This window comes from Gammaproteobacteria bacterium (assembly GCA_013817245.1).
In the GTDB taxonomy this organism is placed as follows: domain Bacteria; phylum Pseudomonadota; class Gammaproteobacteria; order HTCC5015; family HTCC5015; genus JACDDA01.
This window is the reverse complement of sequence record JACDDA010000001.1, coordinates 217092-231917: the sequence shown is the minus strand read 5'-3', so window position 1 is coordinate 231917 and position 14826 is coordinate 217092. Positions and strand designations below refer to the sequence as shown.

The following is a 14826-nucleotide window of genomic DNA, read 5'->3' as shown; positions in this document are numbered from 1 at the left end:
AGTAATTTTATGGAGAATGCCCATGAAGATTCGTCCATTGCATGATCGAGTGATCATCAAGCGCACCGAAGAAGAACGTACCAGCCCAGGCGGCATCGTCATTCCTGACTCCGCTGCTGAAAAACCCATTAAAGGCGAAGTGTTAGCCGTGGGTAATGGCAAAATTTTGGAAAATGGTGAAATTCGTCGCCTGGATCTGAAAGTGGGAGACAAAGTGTTGTTCGGTAAATATTCCGGCACCGAAGTCAAAGTCGATGGCCAAGAAGTATTAGTGATGCGTGAAGACGACATCATGGCCGTCATTGAAGCTTAATCAGATTAAAGTAGAGGAACGAATACAATGAGTGCAAAAGACGTACGTTTTGGTGAAGACGCTCGCCAACGCATGATGCGTGGCGTAAACATATTAGCCGATGCTGTAAAAGCAACTTTAGGTCCCCGTGGACGAAATGTTGTATTAGAAAAATCTTATGGCGCACCGACCATTACTAAAGATGGTGTATCGGTTGCTAAAGAAATTGAATTAAAAGATAGATTCGAAAATATGGGCGCCCAGATGGTGAAGGAAGTTGCTTCACAAACATCTGATATAGCAGGTGACGGTACCACTACCGCAACCGTATTAGCGCAAGCCATTTTGCGTGAAGGTTTGAAATCAGTTGCAGCCGGCATGAATCCTATGGATTTGAAACGCGGTATCGACAAAGCTGTTATCAAAGCCGTCGAAGAATTGCATAAAATTTCTAAGCCTTGCGCGGATAATAATGCAATTGCTCAAGTGGGCACGATTTCTGCGAATTCTGATAAAGATATCGGCGATATCATTGCTAAAGCAATGGATAAAGTTGGTAAAGAAGGCGTGATCACGGTTGAAGAAGGTTCAGGTTTGCAAAATGAACTCGACGTGGTTGAAGGCATGCAGTTTGATCGTGGTTATCTGTCACCTTATTTTGTCAGCAATCAAGACAGCATGAGTTCTGAGCATGATGACGCATTCATTTTGTTGTATGACAAAAAGATTTCCAATATTCGCGAAATGTTGCCTTTGTTAGAACAAGTCGCTAAATCAGGTAAACCTTTATTAATTATTGCTGAAGATGTTGAAGGCGAAGCCTTAGCAACTTTAGTTGTTAATACTATTCGCGGTATTGTCAAAGTGGTTGCAGTTAAAGCGCCTGGTTTTGGTGATCGTCGTAAAGCTATGTTAGAAGACATCGCGGTGTTAACGGGTGGCCGCGTGATTTCAGAAGAAATCGGTTTGTCATTAGAAAAAGTAACCTTAGAAGATTTAGGTCGCGCTAAGAAAATTGCGGTGAGCAAAGAAAACACCACCGTTATTGATGGCGCGGGTAAAAAAGCTGAAATCGAATCACGCGTTAAACAAATTCGCGCGCAGATCGAAGAATCTTCTTCTGATTACGATAAAGAAAAAATGCAAGAACGCGTCGCTAAATTAGCCGGCGGTGTTGCAGTAATCAAAGTTGGCGCTGCTACCGAAGTTGAAATGAAAGAAAAGAAAGCGCGTGTTGAAGATGCGTTGCATGCAACGCGTGCGGCCGTTGAAGAAGGCGTGGTACCTGGTGGTGGTGTTGCATTGATTCGTGCGCGTGACGCAGTTAAAACGGTTAAAGGCGACAATCATGAGCAAGACGTCGGCGTTGCAATTTTGTTACGTGCGATGGAAGAACCGTTACGTCAAATCGTTGCTAATGCAGGCGAAGAAGCTTCTGTAGTCTTAGCGGCTGTGGTTGCAGGCAAAGGTAACTATGGTTACAACGCAGCGACGGGTGAATATGGCGATATGATTCAAATGGGTATTTTGGATCCAACCAAAGTTACTCGTAGTGCATTGCAAAATGCAGCCTCTATCGCAAGCTTGATGATTACCACTGAATGCATGGTTGCTGAAATGCCGAAGAAAGATGAACCGGCAGGTGGCGGACATGACATGGGTGGCATGGGCGGCATGATGTAAGCTGACTATAAATTAGTTGGAATAATAAAAAGCCCCGCAATGCGGGGCTTTTTTTATGCTCATTATTTTCGCGGAATTATTTTATGCAGCAAAGCGTTGATAAATAATAGCGCCCCACACAACCGTTGTGAATAACAAGCTCATGAAGACCGCAGCAGAACCCGCATCTTTAGCGCGGCCGGCGAGATCATGATATTCAGAACCGACTCGATCTACGACCATCTCGACTGCAGTATTAAGTAATTCGGTAGTGAGTACGATTAAGCAACTACCAATTAATAATGCGTATTCAACTGGCGATTGTCCTAACCAAAAAGCTAACGGCGTTAACACCACTGTTAAACACACTTCTTGCCGAAATGCAGATTCGGTTTTCCATGACGCGCGCATGCCATTAAAAGAATAACGAGTAGCATCAATGATGCGTGCAATGCCTGTTTTTCCGGGTTTCACTATTTACTCCTAGCGTAAATTTACAGCGTCGCTAGTGTAACGGAAGAACATAAAAAATACTGCACGTTGATAAATGATTGCAGGATTACAAATTGTCTACAGGACTGCTGTTGATATTATTAGGAGCAGAAAGAGTAGGGTGTTTTTTGAGTTGGCCATAAAATGTTAATAAGGTTTCTGCCATAGCGCCCGCTGACCATTGTTTAACATACTCAATACCTTCCGCCGATAAACGCGCGCGTAACGCCGCATCATTTAATAACGTGCATACTTTTTGGCTAAAATCAGTAACAGAGTCTTCTGCAACCAATGCACCTTGGCTAGTTGCTAAAATATCTTTGGCGCCCATATAAGCAGTTGATACGACGGGTACGCCTAATGTCATCGCTTCTAATAATACTAAACCTTGGGTTTCGGTTTTAGATGCAAATACAAAAACATCGCCAGCTTTGTAGCAATCTAATAATTCATGTTCGCGTGATAGATAACCTACAAATTTAATATTATCGCTGAGCTTGAGTTGTTGGGCTTGTTTGCGTAAACCATTTAAAGCTGGACCTTCGCCTGCAATAACCAATAATACATTCGGTATGCTACTTTTGATCTCGGCTAAGCACTCAATCACGAAGCCAATATTTTTTTCGTGTGCGACACGACCGATATGCACTAAGGTGGGTCGGTCTAAAGGAATGTTGTGCTTGTTGCGAAAGCGCGCGCCATCGCCACCTTTAAATTGTTCTAAGCGTATGCCGGTAGGAATAATGTGCATCGCCGTATCGATACCATAATTAAATAAGGCATCACGCATAGCTGAAGAAGGCACTATTAACGCGTCTAGCTGTGCGCATTGTTTACGTGTAAAAAACCGTGCTGCGGCACGCATCCAATTTTTAGGGAGCCATGGTACATAATGAAATAAATATTCTTCGAAATAGGTGTGATAACTTTCGATACACGGTATTTGTAATGCGCGTGCTAATTTGACGCCTGCATAATGCGCAATAAAAGGAGTTTGAATATGAACCACATCGTAATGTTGGCGTTTTAAATCCGGCAGTAATTGCATGAGTTTGCGATAGTGGATAATGCGATCTTCAGGATCCACAAATAAATATCGAGACGGTATGCGTTGGGTATGTTCATCATCTTGCCATTGCGCAGGATAAGCGGGTGCAATTAAATCGACGCGATGACCGCGTTGAGTTAATTCTTGGCGAAAAGTTTGAATCGAAGTAGAAACACCGTTGACACGCGGGAAATAGACGTCAGAAATCATTAAAATACGCATATCATTCCTAAATTAATTTATACCAATACCAAACTAGTCGCCGCTACTAAGCTGCCGAGTATTGCGCCGCAAATAACATCGGTTGGATAGTGCAGTCCGAGCACCACGCGCGATACAGCGACCAACAACATAAAAGGAATTAACAAAAAACTGAGTTCTGGATAATGATAAATAGCGATTAAGGTAAAGTTGAACGCGTGCAAGGTATGACCAGAAGGAAAACTATAACGATCTAAAGGTGCAGTGCCGAGTTGAATGTTGCTATGCAAATAGTAAGGGCGTTCGCGCAAAGTGACGGCTTTGATGGATTTGTAAATGGCTAAACCAATTAAACCGCTGATGGTCATTTGCACGCTAATCATTAATGCATCAACGCCATAGATAAGTGGCAAGACTAAAATTAAACTGTACCAGAACACGCCGTTGCCGAGACGACTAATGACGGAGAAGAATTGTTTTATTAACGGCTTGTTGCAACCATGATTTAATTTTAAACACAAACCAAGTTCGCGCGCGGCCCAATAAGCAAACCATTGATTGCAATGCGTGGTCATGGAATGTCTGGTTAACATGCGACCACCATAAATCTCTAATGTGTCATTTTAGTGACACTTATATAACTTCGTCGTGACAAATCAGCTATTTTTTAAAAGTACGAGGTTAAACAATTAACTAACAGAACAATGCGGCTCGCCTTTAAATAATACTAAGTGATCCAATTCTAAACGAATGCCAATGGCTTCGCCGATGGCATGATTATGATGGCTGGGCGCAAGACACATGAGTGCTTGACCTGTTGGCAGACGTAAGGTGTATAAAAAATCGGCGCCGCGAAAAGCTTTTTCCGTGACGACCGCCATGATTTTAGGTGTGAGATCATCATGAATAACGTCGTCAGGCCTGACTAAAATGTGTACTGTATCGCCAGCGGTCAGCGATTCACGCGTTTTGCTATAACCAAATATGCCGAATTCAGTTTCTACGCGTTTATTTTCTAAAACGGTGCCGGGAACCAATGTACCTTGACCGATAAAATCAGCTACAAATAAATCGTTAGGTTCATGATACAAGTTATAACCAGTATCCCATTGATGCAAACGCCCCGCACGCATGACGCCAATATGATCAGCGACCGCAAAAGCTTCCAGTTGATCATGCGTCACCAATAAAGCAGTAATACTTTCTTGCTTAATAATGTTTCGTACCTCACGTGCTAACTGTTCACGTAATTCAATATCAATGCTAGAAAACGGTTCATCCAATAATAAAATATGCGGGCGAGGTGCGATGGCGCGTGCTAAAGCGATCCGTTGTTGTTGGCCACCGGATAGTTCATGGGGATATTTAAGTAATAAATGTGGCAAGCCAACGAGTTCAAGTAATTCATTAATGCGTTGTTGGCGCATGTTCTTCGTTAAAGTGTGTAAGCCAAAACCAATATTGTCGGCAATATTTAAATGCGGAAACAAAGCAAAATCTTGAAATACCATGCCGATGCGACGTTGTTCAGTGGGTAACATCCAACCGGGTCGCGAAACACTGATGTTGTCTAATAAAACATTGCCGCTATGAGGCTCGATAAAACCTGCAATGCTGCGTAAGGTCGTCGTTTTACCGCAGCCAGAAGGCCCGAGTAAACAACCAATTTCACCGCTTTGTAAAGAGAATGATAAATCGTGCACAGCTTCCGTGTTGCGATAACGAATAAATAAATGGTCGACTTGCAAACTCGTCATAAAATATTTGTCACTGTTAAGGAGTGATATTGTTAGCGTGTGTGCCGGGGCGTGCACGTTGAATTGAATAACTAATGAGAATAACGGGAATAATGCCCGCTACAACAATGGCTAATCCGGCAGGCGCAGCGGCAGCAAGTTGTTCTTCGCTCGCTAATTCATAAGCGCGTACCGCTAAAGTATTAAAATTAAAAGGCCGCATGACTAAAGTGGCCGGTAATTCTTTCATAACGTCGACAAATACCATGAGCAATGCGGTCAACAGTGTGCCACGCATGAGTGGAAAGTGGATGTTTAATAAAGTGGGTAATGCGCGTCGACCTAAGGCGCGTGCTGCATCATCCATGCTAGGTTTTATTTTGCCTAAGCCTGCTTCTACTGTGCTTAGTGAAACGGATAAAAAACGCACAAGATAAGCAAAAATGAGCGCCACAAAAGTGCCGCTTAATAATATCGGTGAGTATTCGTTAAAAAGTTGTTGCCAGAATGTATCGAGCCGCGCATCAAAAGCTCCCGCTAAAATCATTACGCCCACTGCTATTACAGTGCCGGGCATTGCGTAACCAGTGCCTGCGAAACGTAATGAAGCGCGCACCATTAAGCTTGGATGTAGGCGTTGACCGTAGGCTAACGCAGCAGCTAATAATAAGGCTAATAGTGCCGTGATGCTGGCTAACCATAAACTATTAAAAATTAATGTATGAAACTCCGCGTCATTGGAAAAAGTTTGCCATGACCAGCGCAATAATTGCGTAGCCGGAATAATAAAACCTAATAACACCGGCAATAAACAAATGCTAATAGCCGTTAATTTCCATACGCCTTTTAAATGATAAGCAGGCAGTTCTGAATAACGACTGCTGGTGTGATGATAACGTGCGCCTTGACGTGAAATACGTTCAACTACAATCAAGATAAAAATGAAACTCATTAATACACACGCGAGTTGAGCCGCAGCTGCAGCGTCACCTAAACCAAACCACGTACGAAAAATCCCGGTGGTAAAAGTAGGTACGCCAAAATAATCCACGGTACCAAAATCGGCAAGCGTCTCCATCAACGCTAATAATAATCCGGCGACAATAGCGGGTCGTGCAAGCGGTAAGGCAATGCGAAAAAATGCGCGCCATGCCGTGCAGCCGAGGGTGCGACTCACTTCTAATACACAAATGGATTGTTCTAAGAATGCAGCACGCGCAGTGAGATACACATACGGATAAAGCACTAAGCTCAACATAACAATCGCGCCCCACAAGGAACGTATCTCTGGAAACCAATAGTCGCCGTATTGCCATGCAAAGGTATCACGCAACTGTGTTTGCACGATGCCCGCCGGATCTAATAAGCCGGCATACGTAAAAGCAATAATGTAACCGGGAATAGCCATCGGCAATAATAAAGCCCATTGCAAATAATTACGGCCTGGGAAACGACACATACTGACTAACCATGCCGTGCTGATTCCTATTATTAAACTCAAACTGCCTACGCCAAACATTAACCACAAAGAGTTGTAAATATATTTTGGCAACACGGTACTCGCTAAGTGTTGCCAAACTTGGGCGTTAGGTTGAAGTAAATAAGATAATAAAGTGAGTACGGGTAAGCTAATTAATAATGCTAAAAAAACCGCACTTAAACTCCAGCTGCTGCGGCGCAATGAATATTGCAAGCGCTGAATATGGTGATGATAATGTTGAAAAAAACTAAGTGAGGCCATTGTCTGTAGCGATGGCAAAAATTATTGCCAGCCGACTCGATCAAAAATCCGTACGGCTTCAGCGTTTAATTCGCCTAACTTGGACAATGGTAAGGTATCTGTTTTAAAAGGATAACCCCATTGTTTAACAATGGCGCTGGGTTCAATGCCATTAACAACGGGATATTCATGATTCGCTTCTGCATACCAATGTTGAGCGTTATCACTCACCATATATTCCAATAATTTTAAAGCTGCCGTTTTGTTTTTTGCATAACGAGTGATGCCTGCACCGCTTACGTTAATATGCGTACCGCGACCATCTTGCTCAGGAAAAATTACGCCGACCTGTTGCGCTAAGTTTGCAGTTTGTGAATTGCTTAACCAGTTACCGAGGTAATAAGTATTGGCGAGAGTCACATCGCATTCACCAACCGCAACGCCTGAAATCTGACTTTCATCATTTCCTTTAGGATCGTGTGCTAGATTCATGACAATGCCTTTCGCCCATTGTTCGGCTTTGGCAGCGCCTTGATTCGCGATAAAAGAAGCGAGTAATGATTGATTGTAGATATTGCTAGAAGAACGCATGCACAGTTTATTTTTTAAACTGCTTTTCGTGAGATCGTTATAGTGTTGCAGCGTTTTAGGATCAATTTTAGCTTTGTTATACATGATGACGCGTGCGCGATACGATAAGCCGAACCATTGGTTATCGGCATCACGCAAATGTGCGGGAATACGTTTCTCTAATAATGGCGATTGAATAGCTTGTAATAAATTGGCTTCTTTAGCGCGATACAAACGACCCGCATCGGTAGTTAATAAAAGATCCGCAGGAGAATGACGACCTTCTGCTTGTAAACGCTGAAATAAAGCATCTGCTTTACCGGTGACTAAATTGACTTTAATACCGGTTTCTTGAGTAAATTGATCCAACAAAGGTTTGATCAGATTTTCTGCGCGATAAGAGTAAACGTTAACTTCTTGAATCTCTTTGGCGAAGGTGGGCTGGCTTAACATCAACCCGCCAACAATGACCATGCTAGATAAGAACAGGATGCTGGATGCGAAATAAGACCGAATGAGTAGCATGATGATCTTTTCCTGAGATTAAAGGTTAAGTGTTTGGTGGACTATGCAGCATTATATAGGGCAGAGGACACTTCTAAAATGCAAATGATAAACATTCTTGATAAGAGTTCCATATGATTTCAAATATGAAATGGCAAGACTTGACTGAATTAGCACCATTGACTGAGCAGCAATTAAGCGATTTTGAAGCTGCTTGTGCAGCCCAAAGCGTGCGCGTTCCCGTTTCTTTATTAATCGGTTCAGACCAGCAAGTCACTGATTTTAAAGCTATTTTAGGCCGCATCTTTACGTGCAGTCCTTTTGTAGCGCGGACGTTTGTGAAAGATCCTGGACAGGCTTTGGCTTTAATTCAGGCTTGGCAAACCCCTGTAAGTGAAGATGTTTTGGCGTTTGATCCGTCCAGTTCAGATTTGGACGCTGTTAATTTTATGGCTCAATTACGCATTGCTCGGCAGTGGGCGATGGCCAGAATTGCCTGTCGAGATTTATTAGGGTGGGCAGATTTAGATGAAACCTTAGCGGCTTTGAGTCGTTTGGCTGATCAAGCGATTCAATGTGCTTATGCGCGTGCATGGCAAGAAGGCATTGCTAAACAGGGCGTGCCGCAAAGTGAAAATGGCGAAGCGCAATCCATGGTCATTCTGGGTATGGGCAAGTTAGGTGGCGGTGAATTAAATTATTCGTCTGATATTGATTTGATTTTTGCCTATCCTGAAACGGGTCAAACGTGTGCAACGCCGGATCAGCGTAGTCTTGATAACCAAACTTTTTTTGTGCAATTAAGCCAACGTTTGATTCGATATTTAAATGAAACTACGGCGGATGGTTTTGTGTTTCGAGTCGATATGCGACTGCGACCGTGGGGCGAAGCCGGCCCTTTAGTGATGCATTTTGACGCATTGGAATCGTATTACCAATTGCATGGGCGTGATTGGGAACGTTACGCGATGATTAAAGCGCGTCCTATTACGGGCACAGCTGCGCATCAACAAGCATTGCATATTTTATTGCGCCCTTTTGTTTATCGTCGTTATTTAGATTACGGCGCGTTTGCCGCATTACGCGAAATGAAAGACATGATCATGCGCGAAGTTGCGCGTAAAGGTTTAGAAGATAATGTGAAATTAGGCGCAGGTGGCATTCGTGAAGTGGAATTTACCGGGCAGGCGTTTCAATTAATTCGTGGCGGTCGTGAACCGGCTTTGCAAGTGCGATCAATTCAAAAAGTTATTGGTGTGTTGTTGGCTAATCAAAGCCTAACGACCACTGATGCAGAGCAATTATTAAATGCATATGTGTTTCTGCGACATACAGAGAATCGCTTGCAAATGGTGAATGATCAACAGGTACATAGTTTGCCGTTAAAATCAGTGGAAAAAACCCGTCTATATTATGCGATGAATTTTTCGACATGGGAGGAGTTCCTCTTACAGCTAAATCAGCACCGCGAGAATGTGCATACTATTTTTACCCGCGTGGTGTTAGGTGCCGATCACGGCGCAAGCACGAGTGCGTCACCATCGGTTGATACAATAACAACACACTGGTTAGATTTGGCTGATGGTCGAATGCAACACGAGCACGCTTTAAATGCGTTAAGTCACGCAGGGTTTATCAATCCTGCGGATATTTATCAACGTCTGCGTGATTTAGTCACGAGTCGAGTCGTGTTAGGCATGAGCGCAATTGCGCGTGAACGTTTTGAACGTGTATTGCCGGCGATGATTAATGTTGCAACACAAAGTACTGCGCCCGATATTACCTTGCTACGTTTATTGCAATTACTGCAAGCGGTTGCGCAGCGTTCCGTATATATGTCCTTGTTGCTTGAGTATCCGCAAGCTTTGCAACAATTAGCGCGATTGTTCAGTGTGAGTCAGTGGCTAGCGGATTATATTATTCAACATCCATTGTTGTTAGATGGTTTGTTAGATAGCCGACAGTTATATCAAGCACCACGTCGTGAACAAATGGCGCAACAACTTAGCACGCGAGTGCATGAACTTTTGCAAGCCGAGCCTGATGATCAAGAACGTCAGCTTGATGGTTTGCGACACTTTAAACACGAACAAATTTTGCATGTCGCTGCGATGGACGTAACCGAAGCGTTGCCGTTGATGCGCGTGTCCGATCAATTAACGTGGCTTGCTGAAGTTATTTTAGATGAGGTATATCGTCAAGCGTGGCAAGACGTTACTCAAAAATGGGGCAAACCCAGCGCTCATCTTGCCGGCCAATTGATAACGCCGGGTATGGGAATTATTGCATACGGTAAATTAGGCGGCATCGAACTGGGTTATGGTTCGGATTTAGACATCGTGTTTATTCATAACAGCGTGGGCGAAGAACAAGTAACGCAAGGTGAGCGCAGTGTCGATAATGCCGTGTTTTTTGCGCGACTCGCGCAACGGATTATGCATAGCGTCGGCACTACCACCGTGGCGGGTGTGTTGTACGAAGTAGATTTACGTTTGCGTCCCGACGGGCAGGCCGGAGTGCTGGTGCCATCCATTACCGGTTTTGCACAATATCAGCGTGAAAAAGCCTGGACGTGGGAGTATCAAGCATTAGTCCGAGCGCGTTGGGTAGCGGGTGATCCGGCGTTAGCGGAAATGTTTGCACAGATTCGTCGCGAGATCCTTATGCGTAGACGTGATGTGGCGATCTTGCGCGTCGAGGTGCAAGAAATGCGCGAGCGCATGCGACAGAGTTTAAGTAAAAGTAAAAACGACGAATTTGACTTGAAACAGGATAGAGGTGGTATCGCTGATATTGAATTTATGGTGCAATACGGCGTTCTGGCGTGGTCGGCCGATCACCCCGAATTAACGCGCTTTCCTGACAATATCCGCTTACTGGAATCGTTTGCTGAAGCTGGCTTAATTGAAACAGCGGATGCTGCATTTTTGACCGATGCTTATCGTGAATTGCGGGGCCATATTCACCGTCAAGCATTACAAGGTGAAAATGCGGTACTGGCGGAATTATCGCCCGCATTGCGTGCAGTGGTAGAAGGTGTTGCGCGTTATTGGCAGCGCTGGATGGAAACGTAGAAAGAATGTTTGCTGCGGCTACGCAGCTGTTTATAGCAACTTGTAACCAGAAGACGTGAACTGATATGACAACGATGAGTACGATGGCTGACCGTGATGGTTGGATTTGGTTTGATGGTAAATTAATTCCGTGGCGCGATGCCAAGGTGCATGTGCTGACGCATACCTTGCATTATGGTTTGGGTGTGATCGAAGGTTTGCGTGCTTATGAAACCAGCCAAGGCACATCAATTTTTCGTTTAGCAGAACATACGCAGCGTTTATTTAATTCTGCCAAAATTTTGCAAATGGCTATGCCCTATGATCAAGCCACATTAAATGAAGCACAAAAAGAAGTTGTACGTGCAAATAAATTAGCGTCTGCCTATATTCGGCCTATTTGTTTTTATGGTTCAGAAGGTATGGGTTTACGTGCAAAAAATTTACAAGTTCATGTCGCGATTGCGGCGTGGCATTGGGGCGCTTATTTGGGTCCCGAAAGTTTAGAAAAAGGCATACGCATTAAGACCTCGTCTTATAGTCGTCATCATGTCAACGTGAATATGTGCAAAGCTAAATCAAATGGTAGTTATATGAACTCCATGTTGGCGTTAACGGAAGTATCGCAACAAGGTTTTGATGAAGCCTTGTTATTAGATACAGAAGGATATGTAGCGGAAGGTAGTAGCGAAAATATTTTTATTGTCCGCAATGGCATTTTGTATACGCCCGAATTAACGTCCTGTTTAGATGGCATTACGCGCGCGACCATTATGCAGTTAGCACGCGAACAAGGTTTGGAAGTACAGGAAAAACGCATTACGCGCGATGAAGTTTATATTGCCGATGAAGCTTTTTTTACCGGCACAGCCGCAGAAGTAACGCCTATTCGTGAGCTGGATAATCGCGTGATTGGTATTGGTCGCCCTGGGCCGATTACCTTGCAGTTGCAAGCTTTGTATTTTGATCATGTAACAGGTCGTCGCGAGCAACATGCGCAATGGTTGAATTACATTTAGCGATTAACGAACGAGAGATATATCGATAAAAAAACAGCGGCCGCGGATAGCGGCCGTTTGTATGTTGAGTGATGATGAATGAATAACGTGATGAATGCACAAGATATAAACCTAAATGCTATGCAGCGATTGGTAGCCAGCGAAAAGTTTCGTATGTGTGCTTTGGTATTGTTGGCATTTTTTCCTTTCGGCGTGGTGTTAGTAAAGTCAGCTGCTAGTACGTGTTTATTGCTGGGTTCAATAATGGGTTTTTTGTGCTGGCTTGCTTCATATCCACAGTCCTCACCGCGTTTATCTAAACAACAACGTTGGATCGCGTTCGCCTTATTGGCTTTTGTAAGTGTGGCTATTTTGGCTTTTATTTTAGGCGAGCCCGCGCAACAAGGCAGACGTGAATTAAGTCGTTTCTTGCGTTTTTTAGCTTTTGTACCGTTGGCGATTTTATGGTGGCAGATTAAGCCAAGTCGTGCGTGGTTGTGGTGGCCGATTGTGTTGGCGCCGTTTGTTTTGACCGAGGTTGCAATCTATCAAGTGTTTTTTAAATATCAACAAGAGCTCACGACGATATTGCAAACCACTAGTTATCAAAACTATTTACAATTCCTCGGACAAATTCGCGCGCAAGGCGCGACGCATGCGATTTTATTTGGTGATTTATCGCTAATGATAGGCGTAATGGCATTAGGCGCGTGGCCTTATTTTTCTCAGTACAAACAACATACGCATCGTGGCGTGCGATTGTTACGTTGGTTACCTTTAGTGAGTGTGTTAATGGGTGTGTCCGCCAGTTTTTTATCTGGTTCACGTGGTGCGTGGTTAGCCATTCCCGTGTTATTAGGTTTAGGTATCTGGATGTCTTGGAATTGGTTTGCACGTTGGCAACGTAATGCGATCATCGCTATGTTGAGCATTGGTTTGTTGCTGGTGGTAACGCTGCCATCGCTATCCGTAGTAAAACGGGTGGAACTTGCCATTCATGAAGTTGAAACTTATCAACCCGGTACAACTGCCACCTCTGTGGGTATGCGAATTGAAATGTGGCGGTTTGCATGGTCACTCTTTAAAGAATCACCTCTTCATGGTGTCGGCGTTGGTGTGTATGCGGAGCGGGCGGCGGTTGCTGCGGATCAAGGTTTGATTAACAAACGTATTGGTCATTTTAGTCACCCGCATAATGAATATTTATTTGTGATGGCGAGTCGAGGCTTGCTGGGTTTAATCGTTTTATTGGCGGTGTTTGTAGTGCCCGCTTTTATATTTTGGCGTTATCGACAAAAATCGTGGGAGCATCAAGGCGTAGCGTTCGCCGGTTTGGTGGTGGTTTTGGGATATATGATATTTGGTTTAACGGAGGCCATTTTTGCGCGGACTATTCCTATCGGCACCTATACATTTTATTTAGCGTTAATCAGCTATTACTTAAGCACCGAATCAGATGCGACTAAAGTCTGATACAACACAAGCGTCTTGCTAATAGTAGTATTGATATGAAAATGTTCGGCTATCCGTTGTTGTCCTGCAAGACCCATTTTTTTAGCAAGGGTTCGATTTGCGGCTAATTGTTGAATCGCTGCTGCGATAGCGCGTGCATTACCGGACTGTACTACTAGACCACTGACATTATGTTCGATTAATTCTGGGCTACCACCCGAATCGGTAACGATGCAGGGTGTTGCATAAGCCATGGCTTCAATGACCGCTTTTGGTAAACCTTCACGTTTTAAAGCGGGCAATACTGACGCATGACATGCGCCCATCATTTGCGGCGCATCACGACGAAAACCCGCAAGATGAATTCGATCCGCCTGACCGCTCGCTTTAATATGTTTTTGTAAGCTCGGATCTTCCATTTTGCCAACTAATAATAAATGCACATTCGCGCTGCGCGGAATATAACGCAAGCTATCAATCAACACCGGAATACCTTTGCGTGGCCGCATATTGGCCACGGAACCCACGACAAATGCGTCCTCGGGTAAATTAAACTCACCTAAGTCAGCAATGGGTATTTGGTACCACGCAAGATCGTGACCCTTATATAAGGTAACGAATTTGTCTGCTGGTAAGTGATAACCGAGAAAAGACATGTTAAGAAAATAGTGACGAATAGCTTCTGCGACGCAGATGACTTTATGAATGCGTGGGTGTAGATAGGTCGTCCATGAAGCGGGACTGAAAAAACTCACGTTGCCGACAATGCCGCGATACGCAATGATGCGCACATTAATACCTTTCGCAGCAAGCAATCCATTGGATGTAGCATTGTTATTAAAAACGTGCAAAATATGCGGTTGTTGCGTCAACAGGTGGTCGCGAATCAGCTTAATAGCGTGTCGATCATAACGACCCTTGATATTAAGTTCCGTGACGGGGACGCCTGCTTTATAGAGCTTGCTGATATGTGGAGCCTCAGGATGTGATATTACTTCAATGGCAATCCCCGCTTGATGTAAGCCAATGAAGGTATGGGTTTCGGGTAAATCGCTGTGTGAAGTCACAGCTAGTACGCGAAGTGTCATAATGTTAGTT

The 14826-nt window shown here is 44.0% G+C and carries 12 protein-coding genes; 5 read left to right on the top strand and 7 right to left on the bottom strand.

Annotation, left to right across the window (positions count from 1 at the left end; genetic code table 11):
• Window positions 1-22 precede the first annotated feature (22 nt).
• Together groES and groL are read left to right on the top strand one after the other, a co-directional pair.
• Complete coding sequence (groES, locus tag H0W44_01190) at window positions 23-313, top strand: co-chaperone GroES (GenBank protein ID MBA3581045.1); 291 nt, start codon at window positions 23-25, stop codon at window positions 311-313.
• A 27-nt stretch (window positions 314-340) separates the two neighbouring features.
• Window positions 341-1975 carry a chaperonin GroEL gene (gene groL, locus H0W44_01185; protein ID MBA3581044.1) on the top strand — a complete coding sequence of 545 codons (1635 nt, stop codon included), beginning with the start codon at window positions 341-343 and terminating at the stop codon, window positions 1973-1975.
• 81 nt (window positions 1976-2056) lie between these two features.
• Here groL and H0W44_01180 read toward each other — a convergent pair whose 3' ends face one another.
• The 6 genes from H0W44_01180 to H0W44_01155 all read right to left on the bottom strand — a co-directional run bounded on the left by H0W44_01180 (window position 2057) and on the right by H0W44_01155 (window position 8246).
• Window positions 2057-2428: a diacylglycerol kinase gene (locus H0W44_01180; protein ID MBA3581043.1), complete on the bottom strand. Its 372-nt coding sequence runs from the start codon at window positions 2426-2428 to the stop codon at window positions 2057-2059.
• 85 nt (window positions 2429-2513) lie between these two features.
• Window positions 2514-3716, bottom strand: coding sequence for a glycosyltransferase (locus H0W44_01175; GenBank protein ID MBA3581042.1), 1203 nt, complete (start codon window positions 3714-3716; stop codon window positions 2514-2516).
• Between the two features lie 17 nt (window positions 3717-3733).
• Window positions 3734-4270, bottom strand: coding sequence for a phosphatase PAP2 family protein (locus tag H0W44_01170; GenBank protein ID MBA3581041.1), 537 nt, complete (start codon window positions 4268-4270; stop codon window positions 3734-3736).
• Between the two features lie 114 nt (window positions 4271-4384).
• Window positions 4385-5452: an ABC transporter ATP-binding protein gene (locus H0W44_01165; protein ID MBA3581040.1), complete on the bottom strand. Its 1068-nt coding sequence runs from the start codon at window positions 5450-5452 to the stop codon at window positions 4385-4387.
• 16 nt (window positions 5453-5468) lie between these two features.
• A complete protein-coding gene (locus H0W44_01160) occupies window positions 5469-7172 on the bottom strand; it encodes an iron ABC transporter permease (protein MBA3581039.1) in 1704 nt (567 codons plus the stop codon).
• 21 nt (window positions 7173-7193) lie between these two features.
• Complete coding sequence (locus H0W44_01155; GenBank protein ID MBA3581038.1) at window positions 7194-8246, bottom strand: Fe(3+) ABC transporter substrate-binding protein; 1053 nt, start codon at window positions 8244-8246, stop codon at window positions 7194-7196.
• 125 nt (window positions 8247-8371) lie between these two features.
• Here H0W44_01155 and glnE point away from each other — a divergent pair, with 125 nt between their 5' ends.
• From glnE to H0W44_01140, 3 genes are all read left to right on the top strand, one after another.
• A complete protein-coding gene (gene glnE, locus H0W44_01150) occupies window positions 8372-11299 on the top strand; it encodes a bifunctional [glutamate--ammonia ligase]-adenylyl-L-tyrosine phosphorylase/[glutamate--ammonia-ligase] adenylyltransferase (protein MBA3581037.1) in 2928 nt (975 codons plus the stop codon).
• A gap of 74 nt (window positions 11300-11373) precedes the next feature.
• Window positions 11374-12297: a branched-chain amino acid transaminase gene (locus H0W44_01145; protein ID MBA3581036.1), complete on the top strand. Its 924-nt coding sequence runs from the start codon at window positions 11374-11376 to the stop codon at window positions 12295-12297.
• A gap of 78 nt (window positions 12298-12375) precedes the next feature.
• Window positions 12376-13749 carry an O-antigen ligase family protein gene (locus H0W44_01140; protein MBA3581035.1) on the top strand — a complete coding sequence of 458 codons (1374 nt, stop codon included), beginning with the start codon at window positions 12376-12378 and terminating at the stop codon, window positions 13747-13749.
• Here the strand turns inward: H0W44_01140 and H0W44_01135 are convergent.
• Window positions 13713-14816 (bottom strand): glycosyltransferase, encoded by a 1104-nt coding sequence (locus H0W44_01135; protein ID MBA3581034.1) that lies wholly within the window; start codon window positions 14814-14816, stop codon window positions 13713-13715. The genes H0W44_01140 and H0W44_01135 overlap by 37 nt on opposite strands.
• Window positions 14817-14826 lie beyond the last annotated feature (10 nt).

What these genes read in the sequence shown, in the direction of transcription:
- groES (MBA3581045.1), top strand. Translation starts at nt 23, where the DNA reads ATGAAGATTCGTCCATTGCATGATCGAGTGATCATCAAGCGCACCGAA.
- groL (MBA3581044.1), top strand. Translation starts at nt 341, where the DNA reads ATGAGTGCAAAAGACGTACGTTTTGGTGAAGACGCTCGCCAACGCATG.
- H0W44_01175 (MBA3581042.1), bottom strand. Translation starts at nt 3,716, where the DNA reads ATGCGTATTTTAATGATTTCTGACGTCTATTTCCCGCGTGTCAACGGT.
- H0W44_01170 (MBA3581041.1), bottom strand. Translation starts at nt 4,270, where the DNA reads ATGACCACGCATTGCAATCAATGGTTTGCTTATTGGGCCGCGCGCGAA.
- H0W44_01165 (MBA3581040.1), bottom strand. Translation starts at nt 5,452, where the DNA reads ATGACGAGTTTGCAAGTCGACCATTTATTTATTCGTTATCGCAACACG.
- H0W44_01160 (MBA3581039.1), bottom strand. Translation starts at nt 7,172, where the DNA reads ATGGCCTCACTTAGTTTTTTTCAACATTATCATCACCATATTCAGCGC.
- H0W44_01155 (MBA3581038.1), bottom strand. Translation starts at nt 8,246, where the DNA reads ATGCTACTCATTCGGTCTTATTTCGCATCCAGCATCCTGTTCTTATCT.
- glnE (MBA3581037.1), top strand. Translation starts at nt 8,372, where the DNA reads ATGAAATGGCAAGACTTGACTGAATTAGCACCATTGACTGAGCAGCAA.
- H0W44_01145 (MBA3581036.1), top strand. Translation starts at nt 11,374, where the DNA reads ATGAGTACGATGGCTGACCGTGATGGTTGGATTTGGTTTGATGGTAAA.
- H0W44_01140 (MBA3581035.1), top strand. Translation starts at nt 12,376, where the DNA reads ATGAATAACGTGATGAATGCACAAGATATAAACCTAAATGCTATGCAG.
- H0W44_01135 (MBA3581034.1), bottom strand. Translation starts at nt 14,816, where the DNA reads ATGACACTTCGCGTACTAGCTGTGACTTCACACAGCGATTTACCCGAA.